This window comes from Achromobacter sp. MUI-25009338 (genome assembly GCF_057359325.1).
The window spans coordinates 4,142,952-4,160,506 of record NZ_CM170627.1 but is presented as its reverse complement, the minus strand read 5'-3'; the positions used below and the strand labels follow the sequence as shown (position 1 = coordinate 4,160,506).

The following is a 17,555-nucleotide window of genomic DNA, read 5'->3' as shown; positions in this document are numbered from 1 at the left end:
CACACAACAAGGTTGAACCATGAGCCTCGATCGCGTCTCCCCCGGCAAGAAGCTGCCGGAAGACTTCAACGTCATCATCGAAATCCCCATGAACGCCGACCCGGTCAAGTACGAGGTCGACAAGGACTCGGGCGCGATTTTCGTTGACCGCTTCATGCTGACCGCCATGCACTACCCGTGCAACTATGGCTACATCCCGCAGACCCTGTCCGAAGACGGCGACCCCGCCGACGTGCTGGTGCTGACGCCGTTCCCGATCCAGATCGGCGCCGTCGTGCGCTGCCGCGCCATCGGCGTGCTGGAAATGGACGACGAGTCGGGCGGCGACGCCAAGCTGCTGGCCGTGCCGATCGAAAAGCTGTACCCCCCGTACCGCAACATCAAGACCTACGAAGACCTGCCGGCCGAGGACATCGCCCGCATCCAGCACTTCTTCGAGCACTACAAAGACCTGGAGAAGGGCAAGTGGGTCAAGGTCAAGGGCTGGAAGGGCCTGGACGCCGCGCACGAGGAAATCGTCCGCAGCGCCGAGCGCTACGCCAAGGGCTGACCGGTTTCCGGGCCGCCGCCGCGGCGGCCCGCGCCTGCGCCGGTTTCCGGCCACGTATTCATCATAGGTTGATTGGACATGGACTACGTATTGCCCCCCCAGCCGCCTGTCGCGGTTCCCGTTGCCGGCAGCGCCGCGTTGTTTCCGGTGCGCCGCGTCTATTGCGTCGGCCGCAACTACGCCGAACACGCCAAGGAAATGGGCTTCACCGGCCGTGAAGATCCGTTCTTCTTCTGCAAGCCCGCCGACGCGGTGCTGAGCGTGGCCGACGGCGAAACCGCCAAGATGCCGTACCCGCCCAAGACCTCCAACCTGCACTACGAGATGGAACTCGTCGTGGTGCTGGGCAAGGGCGGGCGCGACATTCCGGTCGAGCAGGCCAACGAATGCGTGTGGGGCTACGCGCTGGGCCTGGACATGACCCGCCGCGACCTGCAGGGCGAAATGAAGAAGCAGGGGCGTCCCTGGGAAGTGGGCAAGGCGTTCGACCTGTCCGCGCCGCTGGGCCCCATCCATCCGCGCAGCGTCGTGGGCACCCTGGACAAGGGCGCCATCTGGCTGGACGTCAACGGCCAGCGCAAGCAGTCCAGCGACATCTCGCAGATGCTGTGGAACATCCCTGAAAGCATCTCGTACCTGTCCGGCCTGTTCGAACTGCAGCCCGGCGACCTGATCTTCACCGGCACGCCCGAGGGCGTGGGCGCCGTGCTGCAAGGCGACGTCATCACCGGCGGCGTCGAAGGTCTGGGCGAACTGCGCGTCGAAATCGTCTAAATTACGGTCCGAAACCGTTTCACCACCATAGGAGCGCCAGCATGCGCAGCAAGATCGTGCTGACTGCCTTTGTCGTGTTCGGCTTTGTCCTCGCCGGTTGCAACACCGTCGCGGGCATGGGCAAGGACATGTCCAGGGCCGGCAACGCCATCACCAACGCCGCCGACAAGTAATCGGCGGAAGCAGGAAAAAAGCGCCTGGCTTATCGCAAGCCAGGCGCTTTTTTTGTCGGCGGGAGAGGGATTGCGCCGTTTTACAGCACATCCCCCGCATAATCGGCCAGGCGCGAACGCTCGCCGCGTTGCAGGGTGACGTGGCCGGAGTGGGGCCAGCCCTTGAAGCGGTCGACCACGAAGGTCAGGCCCGAGCTGCCCTCGGTCAGGTAGGGCGTGTCGATCTGGGCGATGTTGCCCAGGCAGATCACCTTGGTGCCCGGACCCGCGCGCGTGACCAGCGTCTTCATCTGCTTGGGCGTGAGGTTCTGCGCCTCGTCGATGATGAGGTACTTGTTCAGGAAGGTGCGCCCGCGCATGAAGTTCAGCGACTTGACCTTGATGCGCGAGCGGATCAGGTCCATGGTGGCCGCGCGGCCCCAGTCGCCGTTGCCTTCGCCGTCGCCCATGTTGAGCACGTCGAGGTTGTCTTCCAGCGCGCCCATCCAGGGCAGCATCTTTTCTTCCTCGGTGCCGGGCAGGAAACCGATGTCTTCACCGACCGGCACCGTGACGCGGGTCATGATGATTTCGGTGTAGCGCTTGGTCTCCAGCACCTGCGTGATGCCGGCCGCCAGCGCAAGCAGGGTCTTGCCGGTGCCCGCCTGGCCCAGCAGCGACACGAAGTCGCATTCGGGATTCATCAGCAGGTTCATGGCGAAGTTCTGTTCGCGGTTGCGCGCGGTAATGCCCCAGACGTTGTTCTTGCCATGGGTGTAGTCGCGCAGCGTGGCCAGCACCGCCATCTTGCCGCTGACCTCGCGCACCTGCGCGTACAGCGGCATCTGGCCTTCGAAGTAGACGAACTGGTTGACCACGAACTGCGAACACAGCGGCCCGTGGATGCGGTAGAAGGTGGTGCCGCCCTGCTGCCACGATTCCACGTCCTTGCCGTGCTTGTTCCAGAAGTCCTCGGGCAGCTGCATGACGCCCGAATACATCAGGTCCGAGTCTTCCAGGACGTGGTCGTTGAAGTAGTCCTCGGCGTCCATGCCCAGCGCGCGCGCCTTCAGGCGCATGTTGATGTCCTTGGACACCAGCACGACTTCGCGCTGCGGGTACTTTTCCTGCAGCGCGCGGACCACGCCCAGGATCTGGTTGTCGGCCTTGCCCATGGGCAGGTCCGAGGGCAGGGTGCTGTGGATCGCGGTGGTCTGGAACATCAGGCGCCCGGTGGCGTCCTTGTTGCCCAGCTTGGCCAGCTCCAGGCCCTCGTCGAGCTGGGTGGCGTCCTGCACCAGCGCGTCCAGCGAACGGCTGACCTGGCGCGCGTTGCGCGCCACTTCCGACATGCCTTTCTTCTGGTGGTCCAGCTCTTCGAGCGTCATCATCGGCAGGAAGATGTCGTGCTCTTCGAAGCGGAACAGCGAGCTGGGATCGTGCAGCAGCACGTTCGTGTCCAGCACGAACAGCTTGCGCGGCTCGTTCTGGGCGCGCGGCTTGGCGCGCTTGGCGGGCGTGGCCGCGGGCTTGGCCTGGCGCTGCGCGCGCACGGCAGGCGCCGCCGGAGGAGGCGTCTGGCGAGCGGGCGCGGGAGCCTGCGCCTTGCGGGCGGGGGCAGCCATGCCTTCGAGTTGCGGTTGGACGGCCAGGGCCTCGTCGTCGGTGTCTTCGAGGGCTGGCTGGGCGTTGGACCGCGCAGCGGCGGTCTTGGTGCTGCGGGCCTGCGCCCGGGCGGGCTCGCCCGAGGGGAAGGTCAGGATGGCTGCGGGGCGGGTGGGCAACTTCGGAAGCGGCATATGTGTCACTCTCCTGTGTGGGCCGGCAATAGCGCCTGACGGATCTATCTGTGCTTGCGGCTAGCCGATGCTCTTGGCGGCCTGCAGGACTTCCTTGGCGTGGCCCGGGACCTTCACCCCGCGCCACTCCTGCACCAGCACGCCATAGGCATCGATCAAGAAGGTGCTGCGCTCGATGCCGCGCACCTGCTTGCCATACATGTTCTTCTGCTTGATGACGCCGTACAGGTTGCAGACGGTTTCGTCGGCGTCGGAGATGAGCGGGAAAGGAAGTTCGTATTTGTTCTTGAAGTTCTCGTGCGACTTCAGCGAATCGCGCGAGATGCCGATGACCACGGCGCTGGCCGACAGGAACTCGGCGTGCAGGTCGCGGAAGTCCTGGCTTTCGGTGGTGCAGCCGGGCGTATTGTCCTTGGGATAGAAATACAGGATCACGGCGCGGCCCTGGCATTGTTCGAGGCTGATGGGACCGATGGTGCTTTCAGCGGTGAACAGCGGGGCGGGCTTGCCTATGGTCGGCGTCATTACTGGGATTCTCCGTTGGGAGGGATGAGGGCCACGACGACGCGCCGGCCCTCCGCCATCAGGATGTTGTAGGTGCGCGAGGCGGCGTGGGTGTCCATGGTCTCGACCCCGATGCCCATCGCCAGCAGCGGGCGCAGCACGTCGGGGCGCAGGAACTGCTGCCGGGCGCCGGTGCCCACCAGCAGCACTTCGGGCGCGTTGGCGGGGCGTCCGGGCGCGGACTGGGCTTCGGGCTCGTCCAGGAACGCCATGGGGTCGCGCACGGGCTGGGACAGGCCAGCCGCCTGGAACAAGAGGGTGGAGGTGATGTCGGCCGGGGACTCGACGGGCCATTGGGACACTTCGCCCTCGGGGCCGAACGCGACCGACGAGGAAAAACGTACCTGGTTGACCTCGATATAGCCATCACCGTAGGCGGTGACGGTGTTCAGAGCGGCCGTCGCAGGATCGGTATGCAGCTTCAATAAAAACTCCAGCTTTATGTGCCTGATAATAGCGCATGCGCATTCAACCATGTTGTAGAAAGCGCACGGCCCCCGCCGCGCTTGCGCGCCTTCCGCCGGCAAGGGTTTCGCCTCGGGCCGGCCCCGTTTTTTTCCAATTTGCCGCCTACGCTTCCTTGCGCTAGATTACAGGGTTTTGCTGCGCTGCAAATTCCATGGGCGGCGCGGCATTCTGGCCCTTTTCCCCCACGCGCGACCGCGCCCTGGTTTTTTTGCCCTTTTTCCGCCCCTAAGGATTCCCATCATGAGGAAGTTCTCCCGCATCGAGCGTCTGCCCCCGTACGTTTTCAACATTACCGGCGAGCTCAAGATGGCGGCGCGTAGGCGCGGCGAAGACATCATCGACATGTCGATGGGCAACCCGGACGGCGCGACCCCCAAGCACATCGTCGACAAGATGGTCGAGGCCACCACGCGCCCGACCACGCACGGCTATTCGGTGTCCAAGGGCATCCCGCGCCTGCGCAAGGCCATCTGTGACTGGTACCAGCGCCGCTACGCGGTCGAGTTCGATCCGGATTCCGAGGCCATCGTCACCATCGGCTCCAAGGAAGGCCTGGCCCACCTGATGCTGGCCACGCTGGACCGCGGCGACACCGTGCTGGTGCCCAATCCCAGCTACCCGATCCACATCTACGGCGCGGTCATCGCCGGCGCCAACATCCGTTCCGTGCGCATGACGCCGGGCGTGGACTTCTTCGAGGAACTGGAACGCGCCGTGCGCGAATCGATCCCGAAGCCCAAGATGATGGTGCTGGGCTTTCCCAGCAACCCGACCGCGCAATGCGTGGACCTGTCGTTCTTCGAACGCGTGGTCGCGCTGGCCAAGGAGCACGACATCCTGGTCGTGCACGACCTGGCCTACGCCGACATCACCTTCGACGGCTACGTGGCGCCGTCCATCATGCAAGTGCCCGGCGCGCGCGACGTCGCCGTCGAGTTCTTCACGATGAGCAAGAGCTACAACATGGCCGGCTGGCGCATCGGCTACATGGTCGGCAACCGCGAGCTGGTCAATGCGCTGGCGCGCATCAAGAGTTATCACGACTACGGCACGTTCACGCCGATCCAGGTGGCTTCCATCGCCGCGCTGGACGGTCCGCAGGATTGCGTGAACGAGATCGTGGCGCAGTACCAGAGCCGCCGCGACGTGCTCGCGCGCGGCTTGCATGAAGCAGGTTGGAATGTGGAGATTCCGAAGGCGTCCATGTACATCTGGGCGCAAATCCCCGAACCCTACAGGGCGATGGGCTCTTTGGAATTCGCCAAGCGCGTCCTGTCGGACGCGAAAGTGGCCGTGTCCCCCGGGATCGGCTTCGGCGAGTACGGCGACGAATACGTGCGCTTCGCCCTGATCGAAAACGAGCAGCGCACCCGCCAGGCGGTGCGCGGCATCAAGGATATGTTCCGCAAGGACGGAGGGCTGTAGGCCCACCACCGAAGCGCCTGCGGCGCTTCCCCCTCTAGGGGGCATGCCTGCGGACCGGCGGAGCCGGATCCGCGGCATCCCGATCTCGGAGGGCACCCGTTCCGCATTATGGAGAACTGAAGATGAATTCCCCTCAACGTCCGCCTGCTGAGGGCGCGGCGATGAATCCGATGAAAGTCGGCCTGCTGGGCCTGGGCGTGGTGGGTGGCGGCACGTGGTCCGTGCTGTCGCGCAACGCTGAAGAAATCGCGCGCCGCGCGGGCCGGCGGATCGAAGTGACGCGCGCCGCCGTGCGCGACGTGGCCAAGGCGCGCACGCGCGTGGGCGACGCGCTGCTGGTCGATACCGACGTGCACGCGCTGGTGCGCGATCCGGAAATCGACATCGTGGTCGAACTCATCGGCGGCGACACGCTGGCGCGCGAGCTGGTGCTCGAAGCCATCGCCAACGGCAAGCACGTGGTGACGGCCAACAAGGCGTTGCTGGCCAAGCATGGCAACGAGATCTTCGCCGCGGCGCACGAGCGCGGCGTGATGGTGACGTTCGAAGCCGCCGTGGCCGGCGGCATTCCCATCATCAAGGCGATCCGCGAGGGCCTGACCGCCAACCGCATCCAGTGGGTGGCCGGCATCATCAACGGCACCACCAATTTCATCCTGTCGGAAATGCGCTCGCGCGGCCTGCCGTTCGCCGACGTGCTGGCCGAGGCGCAGCGCCTGGGCTACGCCGAGGCCGATCCCACTTTCGACGTGGAAGGCGTGGACGCCGCGCACAAGCTGACGCTGCTGGCCTCGCTGGCCTTCGGCGTGCCGGTGCAGTTCGACCGCGCCTACATCGAAGGCATCTCGCAGCTGGCCGCCGAGGACATCGAGCATGCCGAGCGCCTGGGCTACCGCATCAAGCTGCTGGGCGTGACCAAGCGCCGCCCCGACGGCATCGAGCTGCGCGTGCATCCGGCGCTGGTGCCGTCCGAGCGCCTGCTGGCCAACGTCGAGGGCGCCATGAACGCCGTGCTGGTCAAGGGCGACGCCGTCGGCCCCACGCTGTACTACGGCCAGGGCGCGGGCGAAGAGCCCACCGCCTCGGCGGTCGTGGCCGACCTGGTCGACGTGACCCGCCTGCACACCGCCGACCCCGGCAACCGCGTGCCGCACCTGGCGTTCCAGCCGGACGCCATGTCGGACACGCCGATCCTGCCCATCGAGCAGGTCAGCACTTCGTACTACCTGCGCCTGCGCGTGGACGACCAGCCCGGCGTGCTGGCCGACATCGCGCGCATCCTGGCCGACCGCTCCATTTCGATCGGGTCGATGATCCAGCAGCCCTCGCACATCGGCGGCGCGGATATCATTTTCCTGACGCACGAAGCGGTCGAAGGCAATGTCAACCAGGCGATCGAACGCATCGAGGCGCTGCCGTTCGTGCGCTCCAAAGTTACGCGCCTGCGCGTGGAACACCTCGTATGAAATACATCTCCACCCGCGGCGGCATGAAGCCGCTGGAATTCTCCGACATCCTGCTCGAAGGCCTGGCGCCCGACGGCGGCCTGGCGGTGCCCGAGCAGTTGCCCCAGGTTTCGGCCGAGACGCTGGAATCCTGGCGCGGCCTGTCGTACGCGGACCTGGCGTATGAAGTGCTGTCGCGCTTCGCCACCGACATTCCCGCCGACGATCTGCGCCGCCTGACCCGCGCCGCGTACACGCAGGAGATCTTCAACAGCGAAGACATCGTCCCGCTGCGCCCGCTCGACGGTGGCCTGTCGCTGCTGGGCCTGTCCGAAGGGCCGACGCTGGCCTTCAAGGACATGGCCATGCAGTTCCTGGGCCAGGTGTTCGAATACGTGCTGGACAAGCGCGGCACCACGCTGAACATCGTGGGCGCCACGTCGGGCGACACCGGCTCGGCGGCCGAGTACGCGCTGCGCGGCAAGCGCGGCGTGGCGGTGTTCATGCTGTCGCCGCACGGCCGCATGAGCGCCTTCCAGCGCGCGCAGATGTATTCGCTGCAGGACGAGAACATCCACAACATCGCGGTGCGCGGCGTGTTCGACGAGGCCCAGGACATCGTCAAGTCGCTGGCCGGCGACCTGGCGTTCAAGACCAAGTACCGCCTGGGCGCGGTCAATTCCATCAACTGGGCGCGCATCGCGGCCCAGGTGGTGTACTACTTCCACGGCTGGCTGCGCGCTTCTGATAAGCCTGGCCAGCAGGTCTCGTTCGCCGTGCCCTCGGGCAACTTCGGCAACATCCTGTCGGGCCACATCGCGCGCGGCATGGGCCTGCCGATCCGCCGCCTGGTGCTGGCCACCAACGAGAACAACGTGCTGGAGGAGTTCTTCCGCACCGGCGTGTACCGCCCGCGGCCCGCGGAACAGACCTACGCCACGTCCAGCCCCTCGATGGACATCTCGCGCGCCTCGAATTTCGAGCGCTTCGTGTTCGACTTGGTCGGCCGCGACGCCGGCCGCGTCCAGGCCTTGTGGCAGGCGCTGGCGCGCGACGGCTCGTTCGACCTCTCCGACCTGCTGCCGCAGTTCGAGTCGCGCTATGGCTTCGTGTCGGGCGCCAGCACCCACGAGGACCGGCTGGCCACGATCCGCTCGGTCTACGACGCCACCGGCGTGCTGGTCGATCCGCACACGGCCGACGGCGTCAAGGTCGCGCGCGACTTCGTCGAGCCGGGCGTGCCCATGCTCGTGCTGGAAACCGCGCTGCCGGCGAAGTTCTCGGAAACCATCGAAGCGGCGCTGGGCCGCCCGGCCACGCCGCCGGGCAATCTGGCCGACCTGGAATCGCTGCCGCAGCGCGTGGCCGTCATGGACTGCGACCCGGCCGAGGTGCGCCGCTATATCGAGGCCCACGCCAAGGTGTAAAGGCCGCTTGCCGCTTGTGTGAGTGTGCAACCCCTCGCTGGCCCGGCCGGCGAGGGGTTTTTCGTTTGCGCGGCGGCGATCGCCCAGGGCGCAGCGGGAAATGAAATCGGGGCCGGGTGGATTACTTTCTCATGCATTTGGACCACAACCCGTCACGTATGCGGCCGGGGCGTCAGATACAGTAAATCCACATTCATACTCGGAGAACACGCCCATGAATCTGAAGACCATGACGCTGGCCCTGGCTGTGAGCGGATTTGGAGTATTGGCCGGATGCTCGTCTCCCTCGGTCATTCAGCAGCGGGACGGCAGCTCGACCGTGACCCCCGACGAGCCCAGCTACGACAAAGATACCGGCATGTACGAATACGACAAGGACGGCAAGAAGGTCCAGATCAACAAGGATGACGTGAAGTCGATCGAACAGGTGAAGTGACCTTCCGCCGTCCGCGGTAAAGACAAAGCCCCGGCCTGGTGACAGGCCGGGGCTTTGTCATGGGGGGGCGGGAATCAGCCCGCCGCGTCCTCGGCGTGGTAGCGGCCCACGCGCTCGACTTCGTTCTTCGAACCCAGGATCACGCTGACGCGCTGGTGCAGCTTTTCGGGCTGGATGTCCATGATGCGCTGCACGCCGTTGATCGCCGCGCCGCCGGCCTGTTCGACCAGGAAGCTCATCGGGTTGGCTTCGTACATCAGGCGCAGCTTGCCGGCCTTGCCCGGCTCGCGCGCGTCCCAGGGGTACATGAAGATGCCGCCGCGGGTCAGGATGCGATGCACGTCGGCCACCATCGAGGCGATCCAGCGCATGTTGTAGTCCTTGCCCAGCGGGCCGGTGGAACCGGCCAGACAGTCGTCGATGTAGCGCTTGACCGGGGGAGCCCAGTGGCGCATGTTGGACATGTTGATGGCGAATTCCTTGGTGTCCTCGGGCACGCGGATGTCCTCGTGGGTCAGCACCCACGAGCCCATTTCGCGGTCCAGCGTAAAGCCCACCACGCCGTTGCCGATGGTCAGCACCAGCATGGTCTGGGGGCCGTACACCGCGTAGCCCGCCACGACCTGCTTGTTGCCGGGCTGCAGGAAATCCTGCTCGCACACCGGCGCGCCGGAGACGTTGTGGGGGGCGTGCAGCACCGAGAAGATGGTGCCGATGGAAACGTTGACGTCGATGTTCGACGAGCCGTCCAGCGGATCGAACAGCAGCAGGTATTCGCCCTTGGGATAGCGGTTCGGGATCAGATGGATGGTTTCCATTTCCTCCGAGGCCATGGCCGCGAGGTGGCCGCCCCATTCATTGGCTTCGAGCAGGATTTCGTTGGACAGCACGTCCAGCTTCTTCTGCACTTCGCCCTGGACGTTCTCGCTTTCCAGGCTGCCGAGCACGCCGCCGAGCGCGCCCTTGCTGACGGCATGGCTGATGGCCTTGCAGGCGCGCGCCACGACTTCGATGAGCAGCCGCACTTCCGGCGCCAGGGCTTGGGCGGAGCGTTGCTGCTCCACCAGGTATTGGGTCAGTGTTTTACGTTTCAAAAGAATCTCCCTATGCGGCGAATTCTAACGCCTTCGATACGATTTCCTGCACGTTGCGCGACAGGCCCTCATGCGCCCGCACGCGCTGCAGCGCGGCCTGCATGGGCGCGCGCAGGGCGGGCACGAAGCGCGACCAGTTGTCCAGCGCGCGGGCCAGCCGGGCGGCGATCTCCGGGTTGAGCGCGTCCAGCGCCAGCACCTGCTCGGCCCAGAACGCGTAGCCCGAACCGTCCGGATGGTGCATGCCGCGGGCGTTGTTCAGGCAGAACTGGAAAATCAGCGCGCGGGCGCGGTTCGGGTTGCGCAGCGTGAACGCGGGATGCTGCATCAGCTCGCGCGCCGTCTGCACGGTAGTCGAACGCGCGCTGGCCTGCAGCGCGAACCATTTGTCCACCACCAGCGGGTTGTCGCGCCATTTGTCGTAGAAGGCGGCCAGCGCCTGCTGCGGAAACTCGCCCTGGCCGAAATTGATCAGGGCCGACAGCGCCGCCATGCTGTCGGTCATGTTGCCGGCCTGGCCATAGAGCTGTTCGGCCAGGCGCTGGGCATCGGTCTCGCCGGCGGCCATGAGGTGGCTGAGCGCCAGATTCTTCAGCGCGCGCCGCCCGGCCGGGACCGGGGCCGGGCTGTACTCGCCCGGCGTCTGGTTGGCCTCGAAGGCCTGCCGGAATTCGGCGGCCAGCTGGCGGCCCAGTTCGGCGCGCAGGAAGTCGCGGGCCACGGCCAGGGCCGGCGGGTCTACCTGGCGCATGCGTTCGGCCAGCGTCTTTTCCGAGGGCAGCGCCAGGGCGCGGGCGCGGTAGGCGGCGTCGAGCGCCGGATCGGTCAGCAGCGCGCGCCAGGTGTCGATGAAGGCCGGGTCGGCCTGCAGCGTGCGGCCGGCCTGGCGGGCCTCGGCCAGGGCCAGGATCTGGCGCGTGGCGAACTCCTGGCCCGCTTCCCAGCGCGCGAACGGATTGCCGTCATGCGCCGACAGCAGGGCCAGCTCTTCGTTGGTCCAGCCGTATTCCACGATCACCGGGGCCGAGAAGTCGCGCAGCAGCGACGGCACCGGACGTTCGGCGATGTCCTCGAAGACCCATTGCTGGCTTTGCTCGGTCAGTTCCAGCAGGGCGGTTTCGGTGGTGTTGCCTTCGTGGCGCAGCGGCAGGGCGCGGCCCTGGCGGTCCAGCAGGCCGATGGCGAACGGAATGTGGAAGGGCGCCTTGACGTAGTCGGCGCCGGCTTTCTTCTCGACGCCTACCGGCGGGCAGGCCTGGGTCAGCGTCACGGTGCAGCGGCGCGCGGCGGCGTCGTGGTCGAGCTTGACCGTCACGCGCGGCGTGCCGGCCTGGCGATACCAGCGGCGGAATACGGACAGGTCGCGCCCCGGGTGCTGGCGCACGTACACGGACTCCATCGCGGCGACGAAGTCGTCGCAGGTCACGGCCTGGCCGTCGTGGCGGCGGAAGTATTCGTCCATGCCGGCGCGAAAGCCCGCCTCGCCCAGCAGCGTGTGCTGCATGCGGATGACCTCGGCGCCTTTCTCGTACACGGTGGCGGTGTAGAAATTGCCGATCTCCTGGTAGCTTTCCGGGCGGATCGGGTGGGCCATGGGCCCGGCGTCTTCCGGGAACTGCGCGGCGCGCAGCGCCACCACGTCGTCGATGCGCTTGACGGCGCGGGCGCTGGCGGCGGCCGCGGCCTCCATGCCGTCGGCCATCATGTCGGCGCTGAATTCCTGGTCGCGGAAGACGGTCAGGCCTTCTTTCAGGCTCAGCTGGAACCAGTCGCGGCAGGTCACGCGGTTGCCGGTCCAGTTGTGGAAGTATTCATGGCCGATGACGGATTCGATGCCTTCGTAATTGGCGTCGGTGGCGGTGTCGGCGTCGGCCAGCACGTAGGCGGCGTTGAAAATGTTCAAGCCCTTGTTTTCCATCGCGCCCATATTGAAATCATGGACGGCCACGACCATGAAGCGGTCCAGGTCCAGCTCCAGGCCGAAACGGTTTTCGTCCCAGCGCAGCGCGCGCACCAGCGAGTCCAGCGCCCATTCGGTCTTGGTCTCGGAGCCGGGATCGCTGTAGACCTGCAGCAGCACGTCGCGGCCGCTGGCGGTCTTGACCGTGGTTTCGCGATGCGTGAGCTTGCCGGCCACCAGGGCGAACAGATAGCAGGGCTTGGGGAACGGGTCTTCCCATTCGACTTCGTTGCGCCCGTCGGGCAGCTGGCGCGAGGCGACCAGGTTGCCGTTGGACAGCAGCACCGGATAATCGGGCAGGGCGCGCAGGGTGACGCGGTAGCGCGACATCACGTCGGGCCGGTCGGCGAACCAGGTGATGCGGCGGAATCCCTCGGCCTCGCACTGCGTGAAGAAATTGCCGCCGGACACGTACAGGCCCATCAGCGTGGAATTGGCCGAAGGCTTGCAGCGGCTGACGATTTCCACCGTGGCGCTGGCAGGCAGCCCCAGCAGTTCGAGGCGGCGCTCGGAAAGGCGGTAGCGTTCGGCCGGCAACGCCGCGCCATCCACCGCTACCGAGACGAGTTCCAGCTCTTCGCCGTCGAGGACCAGCGCCGCGTCGGCGCCGGCGTCGGGCTTGCGGCGCACCTGCATGGCGCAGCGCACTTCGGTCGCGTCGGGCGCGAGGTCGAAGGCGAGCGCGACTTCGGGAATATCGTAGGGGTAGGGCTGGTAATCCTTGCGATAAACGGTTACGGGCGTGTCGGTGCGCATGGGATTTCAGTCCTGTTATGAACGAGGGCCCTATTGTAGTGGCTGGACCCGCCGGGCCGCCTGAACCTTATGGATTACCGTAAACTTTTCAGGTGCGGACCGGTCAAACCGCAGTAAATGGCGCCGCCGTGCGGAAGGAGTAGCAGAATGTCCAAGTCATCCATGTTCAATGCGGGCCGCTGGGCCGGCGTGCTCGCCGTGGCGGGGGCGCTTGCGTTGACGGGCTGCGCCGCTCCCACGGTATCGGCGCGGGTGACGTCATTTCAACAATGGCCCGCGGGCGTGGAAGGGCAGACCTACCGCTTCGTGCCGGCCGATGCCTCGCAAAACAATAATCTCGAATATCAGTCGTACCAGGACATGGTGCGCGCCGGCATCGGCGCAACCGGCCTGGTCGAGGCGCAGCACGGCGCCAAGAGCCGTTTCGATGTCTCGTTCCGTTACGGAACCACGCAGACCCAGGTAATGGTGCGGCGTGCGTATGACCCGTATTTCTACGGCGGCTACGGCTATGGCGGCTACGGCGGTTTCTACGGCCCCGGCCCCTGGGGCCCGGGCTTCTGGGGTCCCGACTGGGTGGACGTGCCGATGGTGGTCCAGCGCAATTCGCTCACGCTGCAGATCTACGATACCCAGCGCGGCGGCGCCGAGGTATACCGTTCGACCGCATACATATTGAGCGAGCGCGACGATTTCACGCGCACCATGCCGTATCTGGTGCGTGCAATATTTGATAATTTCCCTGGAAATAATGGCGCCGAGCGCGAGATCAAATTTCCCACGCAATGAGTCGCGCTCCGAGCATAAATAAAATCGGCGCACCATAATGGTGCGCCGATTTTATTTCTTACTGCCGGATAGGTTTTATTCTTTGATAAGAAAACTATCGCGGGTGGCGCCGGCGGCTTCTTCGGCGGCCAGCCAGCGCGGCGCCTTGCCGCGGCCGCTCCAGGTTTCGCCGGTTTGCGGATGGCGGTACTTGGGCGCGACGGCGCGCTTGGCGGCGGTGGCGGGGCGCGCAGCGGCGCCAGCCTTGCGGCGGCCGCCGGCGGCGCGGCCGGGCTTGGCGGCGCCATAGGCTGCAATGATCTCCTCGGGCGTGATGTCGTACTCGCGCATCGAGGTGATGATCGAGTTGATCACGGGCTTGCGACGTTTGGTTTGGAGGATTTCAGCCTTCTTCTGGAGCTTGTTGATCTCTTTTTCGATCTTTGCTTGCAGTGCTGCGTAGGTTTCTCGGGCCATGGTTTATTCCTGATTATGGAACTGCTTTTAATCGCCGGCGAAGTTATGTGTAATTGTTGTGCCTCGCATAATACATAAATTGCGTCCTGATTTCCTTGTTTTAGGACTAATTACTTTGTATCAAAAGGGTCGGGCGATCTTTAAACTTATCCATATCGCCGCGGCGGACGCCGGCGGGAATGAATATTCGCAGATATGGGACAACTTGAAACATATGGAGTTCCACTACGTGGACACTGAATGACGCCACATATTTGCACAAGTAGTCAGATGACTTGTCATGATAGTTACCGTTTAATCGCCGGCGAGGGTGAATCCGCTGGGGCGCGCGCCGGGCATAATGGCGTCGCGCACGGCGATTTCATTTTCATGTCAAGTTGTACGATGAGCTGGCGTAATCCATCCAAACCCACAAATTTGCTTAACTTGATAGTTAATGTCCCGCCCCCATATGGGATGGGCGGATAATCCTTGCGGCGGCCGCGACGCCGGGGCCGAGTCGGCGGTACGATACGGTCTTGAGCGCCATTGCAGGCGCGCGTCTCCACGCCGCCGTCCCTGAACAGAGTCCCATGAAAATCATCGATCCCGCCATTGCTTCCCTCGCCACCGCCAAATCGCTGCTGCTCGACCCCTGGGGGCTGACCGAGGCCGATATGGCGCGTGCGCTGGGTGAAATCTTCACCCACAAGGTCGACTACGCCGACCTGTATTTCCAATACACGCGCAGCGAAGGCTGGAGCCTGGAAGAGGGCATCGTCAAGACCGGCAGTTTCTCGATCAGCCAGGGCGTCGGCGTGCGCGCCGTGAGCGGCGAGAAAACCGCTTTCGCCTATTCCGATTCGCTCTCGCCCGAAGCGCTGCTGTCGTCGGCGCAGGCCGTGCGCGGCATCGCGCGGCGCGGCGCGGGCAAGGTGAAAGTGGCGGCCCAGGTCGAAGCCGAAACCGGCCGCAGCCTGTATTCCGACATCGACCCCGTGGCCTCGCTCAGCGCGCCCGAGAAAGTCGCCCTGCTCGAACGCGTCGAGCGCATGGCGCGTGCGCGCGACCCGCACGTGATCCAGGTCATGGCCGGCCTGGGCGCCGAATACGACGTGGTGCTGGTGGCCGGCAGCGACGGCCGCCTGGCCGCCGACGTGCGCCCGCTGGTGCGCCTGTCCCTGACCGTGATCGCCGAGCGCAACGGCCGCCGCGAAATGGGCCATGCCGGCGGCGGCGGGCGCCTGGGCCTGGCTTATTTCACCGACGACATGCTGCAGGGCTACGTCGAGCGCGCCGTGCACGAAGCCCTGGTCAACCTCGAGGCGCGACCGGCGCCGGCCGGCGAAATGACCGTGGTGCTGGGTTCGGGCTGGCCCGGCATCCTGCTGCACGAGGCGGTCGGCCACGGCCTGGAAGGCGACTTCAACCGCAAGGGCTCCAGCGTGTTCTCGGGCCGCATCGGCGAGCGCGTGGCTTCCAAGGGCGTGACGGTGGTCGACGACGGCACGATCCCGGACCGCCGTGGCTCGCTCAACATCGACGACGAGGGCAACGCCACCCAGCGCAACGTGCTGATCGAAGACGGCATTCTGCGCGGCTACATGCAGGACACGCTCAACGCGCGCCTCATGAAAACCGCCGCCACCGGCAACGGCCGCCGCGAATCCTTCGCCCACCTGCCGATGCCGCGCATGACCAACACCTACATGCTGGCCGGCGACAAGCCGGCCGAGGAAATCATCTCCTCGGTCAAGCGCGGCCTGTACGCGGTCAATTTCGGCGGCGGCCAGGTCGACATCACCAACGGCAAGTTCGTGTTCTCGGCCTCCGAGGCCTACATGATCGAAAACGGCAAGGTGACCTACCCGGTCAAGGGCGCCACCCTCATCGGCAACGGCCCGGACGCCATGAACCGCGTCACCATGATCGGCAACGACCTGCAGCTGGACTCCGGCGTGGGCACCTGCGGCAAGGACGGCCAGAGCGTGCCGGTCGGCGTCGGCATGCCGACGGTGCGCATGGAGGGTTTGACCGTAGGCGGCACCGCTTGACGGTGCGGACGGGTGCAAGCATCCGGCGAAAACCCGCGTGACGCACGAAAAAATCTGTGCTAGAGTCATTCCCCATGAAATTCGCGTCCCCCGCTTTTTACTTTTACTTTTATGGTTTTCTGAAGCCGCTGGCGGAGGAAGGGACGCGCTCAATCTGAAGTTTGGAAAGAATCCCCCCAAAAAAGCCGCCAGCGAACTGGCGGCTTTTTTTGCGCCGCCGGTTGAGGAACCCCCGGAGGAGTCTCCGGGAGCCTCGGGAACCTTCCCCGCGGCGGGCAACCCAGGAGCAGTACCGTGTCACACAATACCGATGACCTTCGCATTCGAGAAATCAAAGAGCTGAACCCGCCCGCGCACGTCATGCGTGAGTTCGCCTGCACCAAGGAGGCGTCGGACACCGTGTTCGCCGCCCGCCAGGCGATGCACCGCATCCTGCACGGCATGGACGACCGCATGATCGTCGTGATCGGTCCCTGCTCGATTCACGATACGCGCGCGGCCATCGAGTATGCGAAACGCCTGAAACCGGTCCGCGACCGCCTGAGCGCCGACCTGGAAATCGTGATGCGGGTGTATTTCGAGAAGCCGCGCACGACGGTGGGCTGGAAGGGCCTGATCAACGATCCCGACCTGGACGGCAGCTTCGACATCAACAAGGGCGTGCGCGTGGCGCGCGAACTGCTGCTGGACATCAACAGCCTGGGGCTGCCGGCGGGCTGCGAGTTCCTGGACATGATTACGCCGCAGTACATCGCGGATCTGGTCTCCTGGGGGGCGATCGGGGCGCGCACGACGGAAAGCCAGGTGCACCGCGAACTGGCTTCCGGACTGTCGTGTCCGGTGGGATTCAAGAACGGCACGGACGGCAATGTGAAGATCGCGGTCGACGCCATCAAGGCCGCGTCGCAGCCGCATCACTTCCTGTCGGTGACCAAGGGCGGGCATTCGGCCATCGTGTCGACCGCCGGCAACGAGGACTGCCACGTCATCCTGCGCGGCGGCAAGACGCCGAACTACGACGCGCAAAGCGTGGACGCGGCCTGCGCGGACATGGCCAAGGCCGGCCTGGCGCAGCGCGTGATGGTCGACGCCAGCCACGCCAACAGCAGCAAGAAGCCCGAGAACCAGCCGCTCGTCATCGAAGACGTGGCGCGCCAGATGGAAGCGGGCGATGCGCGCCTGGTGGGCGTGATGGTGGAAAGCCATCTGCTGGGCGGACGCCAGGACATGGTGCCGGGCACGCCGCTGGTCTACGGCCAGAGCATCACCGACGGCTGCATCGACTGGGACGCCTCGGTCGCGGTGCTCGAACGCCTGGCCCATGCCGTGCGTGAACGCCGCCGCGTCGCGCTGACCTCGGGCAAGTAAATACGCAACCCGCGCCGCGCGCCGCCCGCCAGCGGCGGTGTGCAGCGCAGCACGCGCGG

The 17,555-nt window shown here is 65.5% G+C and carries 17 protein-coding genes; 11 read left to right on the top strand and 6 right to left on the bottom strand.

The genetic code is table 11. The annotated features are described in order from the left end of the window. Positions 1-19 precede the first annotated feature (19 nt). The 3 genes from ppa (at position 20) to AC1IQ6_RS19725 (ending at position 1,497) form a co-directional block, all read left to right on the top strand. Complete coding sequence (gene ppa / locus AC1IQ6_RS19735) at positions 20-550, top strand: inorganic diphosphatase (RefSeq protein ID WP_102774745.1); 531 nt, start codon at positions 20-22, stop codon at positions 548-550. Positions 551-628: 78 nt separating this feature from the next. Next, complete coding sequence (locus tag AC1IQ6_RS19730; protein ID WP_102774744.1) at positions 629-1,324, top strand: fumarylacetoacetate hydrolase family protein; 696 nt, start codon at positions 629-631, stop codon at positions 1,322-1,324. A gap of 41 nt (positions 1,325-1,365) precedes the next feature. Next, entirely contained in the window at positions 1,366-1,497 is a 132-nt protein-coding gene (locus AC1IQ6_RS19725; RefSeq protein ID WP_006388428.1) for an entericidin A/B family lipoprotein, read from the top strand. An 80-nt stretch (positions 1,498-1,577) separates the two neighbouring features. Here the strand turns inward: AC1IQ6_RS19725 and AC1IQ6_RS19720 are convergent, their stop codons facing one another. From AC1IQ6_RS19720 to AC1IQ6_RS19710, 3 genes are read right to left on the bottom strand one after another with little or no spacing between them, the layout of a single operon-like run. Then, positions 1,578-3,275 (bottom strand): PhoH family protein, encoded by a 1,698-nt coding sequence (locus tag AC1IQ6_RS19720; RefSeq protein WP_111827025.1) that lies wholly within the window; start codon positions 3,273-3,275, stop codon positions 1,578-1,580. Between the two features lie 60 nt (positions 3,276-3,335). Beyond that, on the bottom strand, positions 3,336-3,800 hold the full coding sequence (locus tag AC1IQ6_RS19715; protein ID WP_102774742.1) for a peroxiredoxin: 465 nt from the start codon (positions 3,798-3,800) through the stop codon (positions 3,336-3,338). Beyond that, complete coding sequence (locus tag AC1IQ6_RS19710; RefSeq protein WP_102774741.1) at positions 3,800-4,264, bottom strand: Mth938-like domain-containing protein; 465 nt, start codon at positions 4,262-4,264, stop codon at positions 3,800-3,802. The genes AC1IQ6_RS19715 and AC1IQ6_RS19710 overlap by 1 nt, the downstream gene beginning before the upstream one ends. A 283-nt stretch (positions 4,265-4,547) precedes the next feature. Between AC1IQ6_RS19710 and alaC the strand changes: the two genes are divergently transcribed. The 4 genes from alaC (at position 4,548) to AC1IQ6_RS19690 (ending at position 9,040) form a co-directional block, all read left to right on the top strand. After that, entirely contained in the window at positions 4,548-5,732 is a 1,185-nt protein-coding gene (gene alaC / locus AC1IQ6_RS19705) for an alanine transaminase (protein ID WP_102774946.1), read from the top strand. Between the two features lie 161 nt (positions 5,733-5,893). Beyond that, entirely contained in the window at positions 5,894-7,198 is a 1,305-nt protein-coding gene (locus AC1IQ6_RS19700; RefSeq protein ID WP_102774740.1) for a homoserine dehydrogenase, read from the top strand. Beyond that, positions 7,195-8,604 (top strand): threonine synthase, encoded by a 1,410-nt coding sequence (gene thrC, locus AC1IQ6_RS19695; RefSeq protein WP_102774739.1) that lies wholly within the window; start codon positions 7,195-7,197, stop codon positions 8,602-8,604. The genes AC1IQ6_RS19700 and thrC overlap by 4 nt, the downstream gene beginning before the upstream one ends. 214 nt (positions 8,605-8,818) lie before the next feature. After that, complete coding sequence (locus tag AC1IQ6_RS19690; RefSeq protein WP_102774738.1) at positions 8,819-9,040, top strand: YgdI/YgdR family lipoprotein; 222 nt, start codon at positions 8,819-8,821, stop codon at positions 9,038-9,040. Positions 9,041-9,114: 74 nt separating this feature from the next. On the opposite strand, the gene AC1IQ6_RS19685 is transcribed toward AC1IQ6_RS19690, so the two are convergent. Continuing rightward, positions 9,115-10,134 carry a class 1 fructose-bisphosphatase gene (locus AC1IQ6_RS19685; RefSeq protein WP_102774737.1) on the bottom strand — a complete coding sequence of 340 codons (1,020 nt, stop codon included), beginning with the start codon at positions 10,132-10,134 and terminating at the stop codon, positions 9,115-9,117. Between the two features lie 10 nt (positions 10,135-10,144). Next, positions 10,145-12,850 carry an aminopeptidase N gene (pepN, locus tag AC1IQ6_RS19680; protein ID WP_485865196.1) on the bottom strand — a complete coding sequence of 902 codons (2,706 nt, stop codon included), beginning with the start codon at positions 12,848-12,850 and terminating at the stop codon, positions 10,145-10,147. Positions 12,851-12,997: 147 nt separating this feature from the next. On the opposite strand from pepN, the gene AC1IQ6_RS19675 reads away from it, so the two are divergent. Continuing rightward, a complete protein-coding gene (locus AC1IQ6_RS19675; protein WP_111827027.1) occupies positions 12,998-13,639 on the top strand; it encodes a DUF4136 domain-containing protein in 642 nt (213 codons plus the stop codon). Positions 13,640-13,714: 75 nt separating this feature from the next. On the opposite strand, the gene AC1IQ6_RS19670 is transcribed toward AC1IQ6_RS19675, so the two are convergent. Further along, complete coding sequence (locus AC1IQ6_RS19670) at positions 13,715-14,095, bottom strand: H-NS histone family protein (protein ID WP_102774734.1); 381 nt, start codon at positions 14,093-14,095, stop codon at positions 13,715-13,717. 572 nt (positions 14,096-14,667) lie between these two features. Between AC1IQ6_RS19670 and tldD the strand changes: the two genes are divergently transcribed. From tldD to aroG, 3 genes are read left to right on the top strand one after another with little or no spacing between them, the layout of a single operon-like run. Further along, positions 14,668-16,128: a metalloprotease TldD gene (gene tldD, locus AC1IQ6_RS19665; protein WP_102774733.1), complete on the top strand. Its 1,461-nt coding sequence runs from the start codon at positions 14,668-14,670 to the stop codon at positions 16,126-16,128. Between the two features lie 37 nt (positions 16,129-16,165). Further along, on the top strand, positions 16,166-16,471 hold the full coding sequence (locus tag AC1IQ6_RS19660; RefSeq protein ID WP_485866605.1) for a hypothetical protein: 306 nt from the start codon (positions 16,166-16,168) through the stop codon (positions 16,469-16,471). Then, a complete protein-coding gene (aroG, locus tag AC1IQ6_RS19655; RefSeq protein WP_102774732.1) occupies positions 16,423-17,496 on the top strand; it encodes a 3-deoxy-7-phosphoheptulonate synthase AroG in 1,074 nt (357 codons plus the stop codon). The genes AC1IQ6_RS19660 and aroG overlap by 49 nt, the downstream gene beginning before the upstream one ends. The last annotated feature ends 59 nt before the right edge of the window (positions 17,497-17,555 follow it).

Bases quoted from the DNA above. Each gene is read 5' to 3' on its own strand.
- ppa (WP_102774745.1), top strand. From the start codon at position 20: ATGAGCCTCGATCGCGTCTCCCCCGGCAAGAAGCTGCCGGAAGACTTC.
- AC1IQ6_RS19730 (WP_102774744.1), top strand. From the start codon at position 629: ATGGACTACGTATTGCCCCCCCAGCCGCCTGTCGCGGTTCCCGTTGCC.
- AC1IQ6_RS19725 (WP_006388428.1), top strand. From the start codon at position 1,366: ATGCGCAGCAAGATCGTGCTGACTGCCTTTGTCGTGTTCGGCTTTGTC.
- AC1IQ6_RS19720 (WP_111827025.1), bottom strand. From the start codon at position 3,275: ATGCCGCTTCCGAAGTTGCCCACCCGCCCCGCAGCCATCCTGACCTTC.
- AC1IQ6_RS19715 (WP_102774742.1), bottom strand. From the start codon at position 3,800: ATGACGCCGACCATAGGCAAGCCCGCCCCGCTGTTCACCGCTGAAAGC.
- alaC (WP_102774946.1), top strand. From the start codon at position 4,548: ATGAGGAAGTTCTCCCGCATCGAGCGTCTGCCCCCGTACGTTTTCAAC.
- AC1IQ6_RS19700 (WP_102774740.1), top strand. From the start codon at position 5,894: ATGAATCCGATGAAAGTCGGCCTGCTGGGCCTGGGCGTGGTGGGTGGC.
- thrC (WP_102774739.1), top strand. From the start codon at position 7,195: ATGAAATACATCTCCACCCGCGGCGGCATGAAGCCGCTGGAATTCTCC.
- AC1IQ6_RS19690 (WP_102774738.1), top strand. From the start codon at position 8,819: ATGAATCTGAAGACCATGACGCTGGCCCTGGCTGTGAGCGGATTTGGA.
- pepN (WP_485865196.1), bottom strand. From the start codon at position 12,850: ATGCGCACCGACACGCCCGTAACCGTTTATCGCAAGGATTACCAGCCC.
- AC1IQ6_RS19675 (WP_111827027.1), top strand. From the start codon at position 12,998: ATGTCCAAGTCATCCATGTTCAATGCGGGCCGCTGGGCCGGCGTGCTC.
- AC1IQ6_RS19670 (WP_102774734.1), bottom strand. From the start codon at position 14,095: ATGGCCCGAGAAACCTACGCAGCACTGCAAGCAAAGATCGAAAAAGAG.
- tldD (WP_102774733.1), top strand. From the start codon at position 14,668: ATGAAAATCATCGATCCCGCCATTGCTTCCCTCGCCACCGCCAAATCG.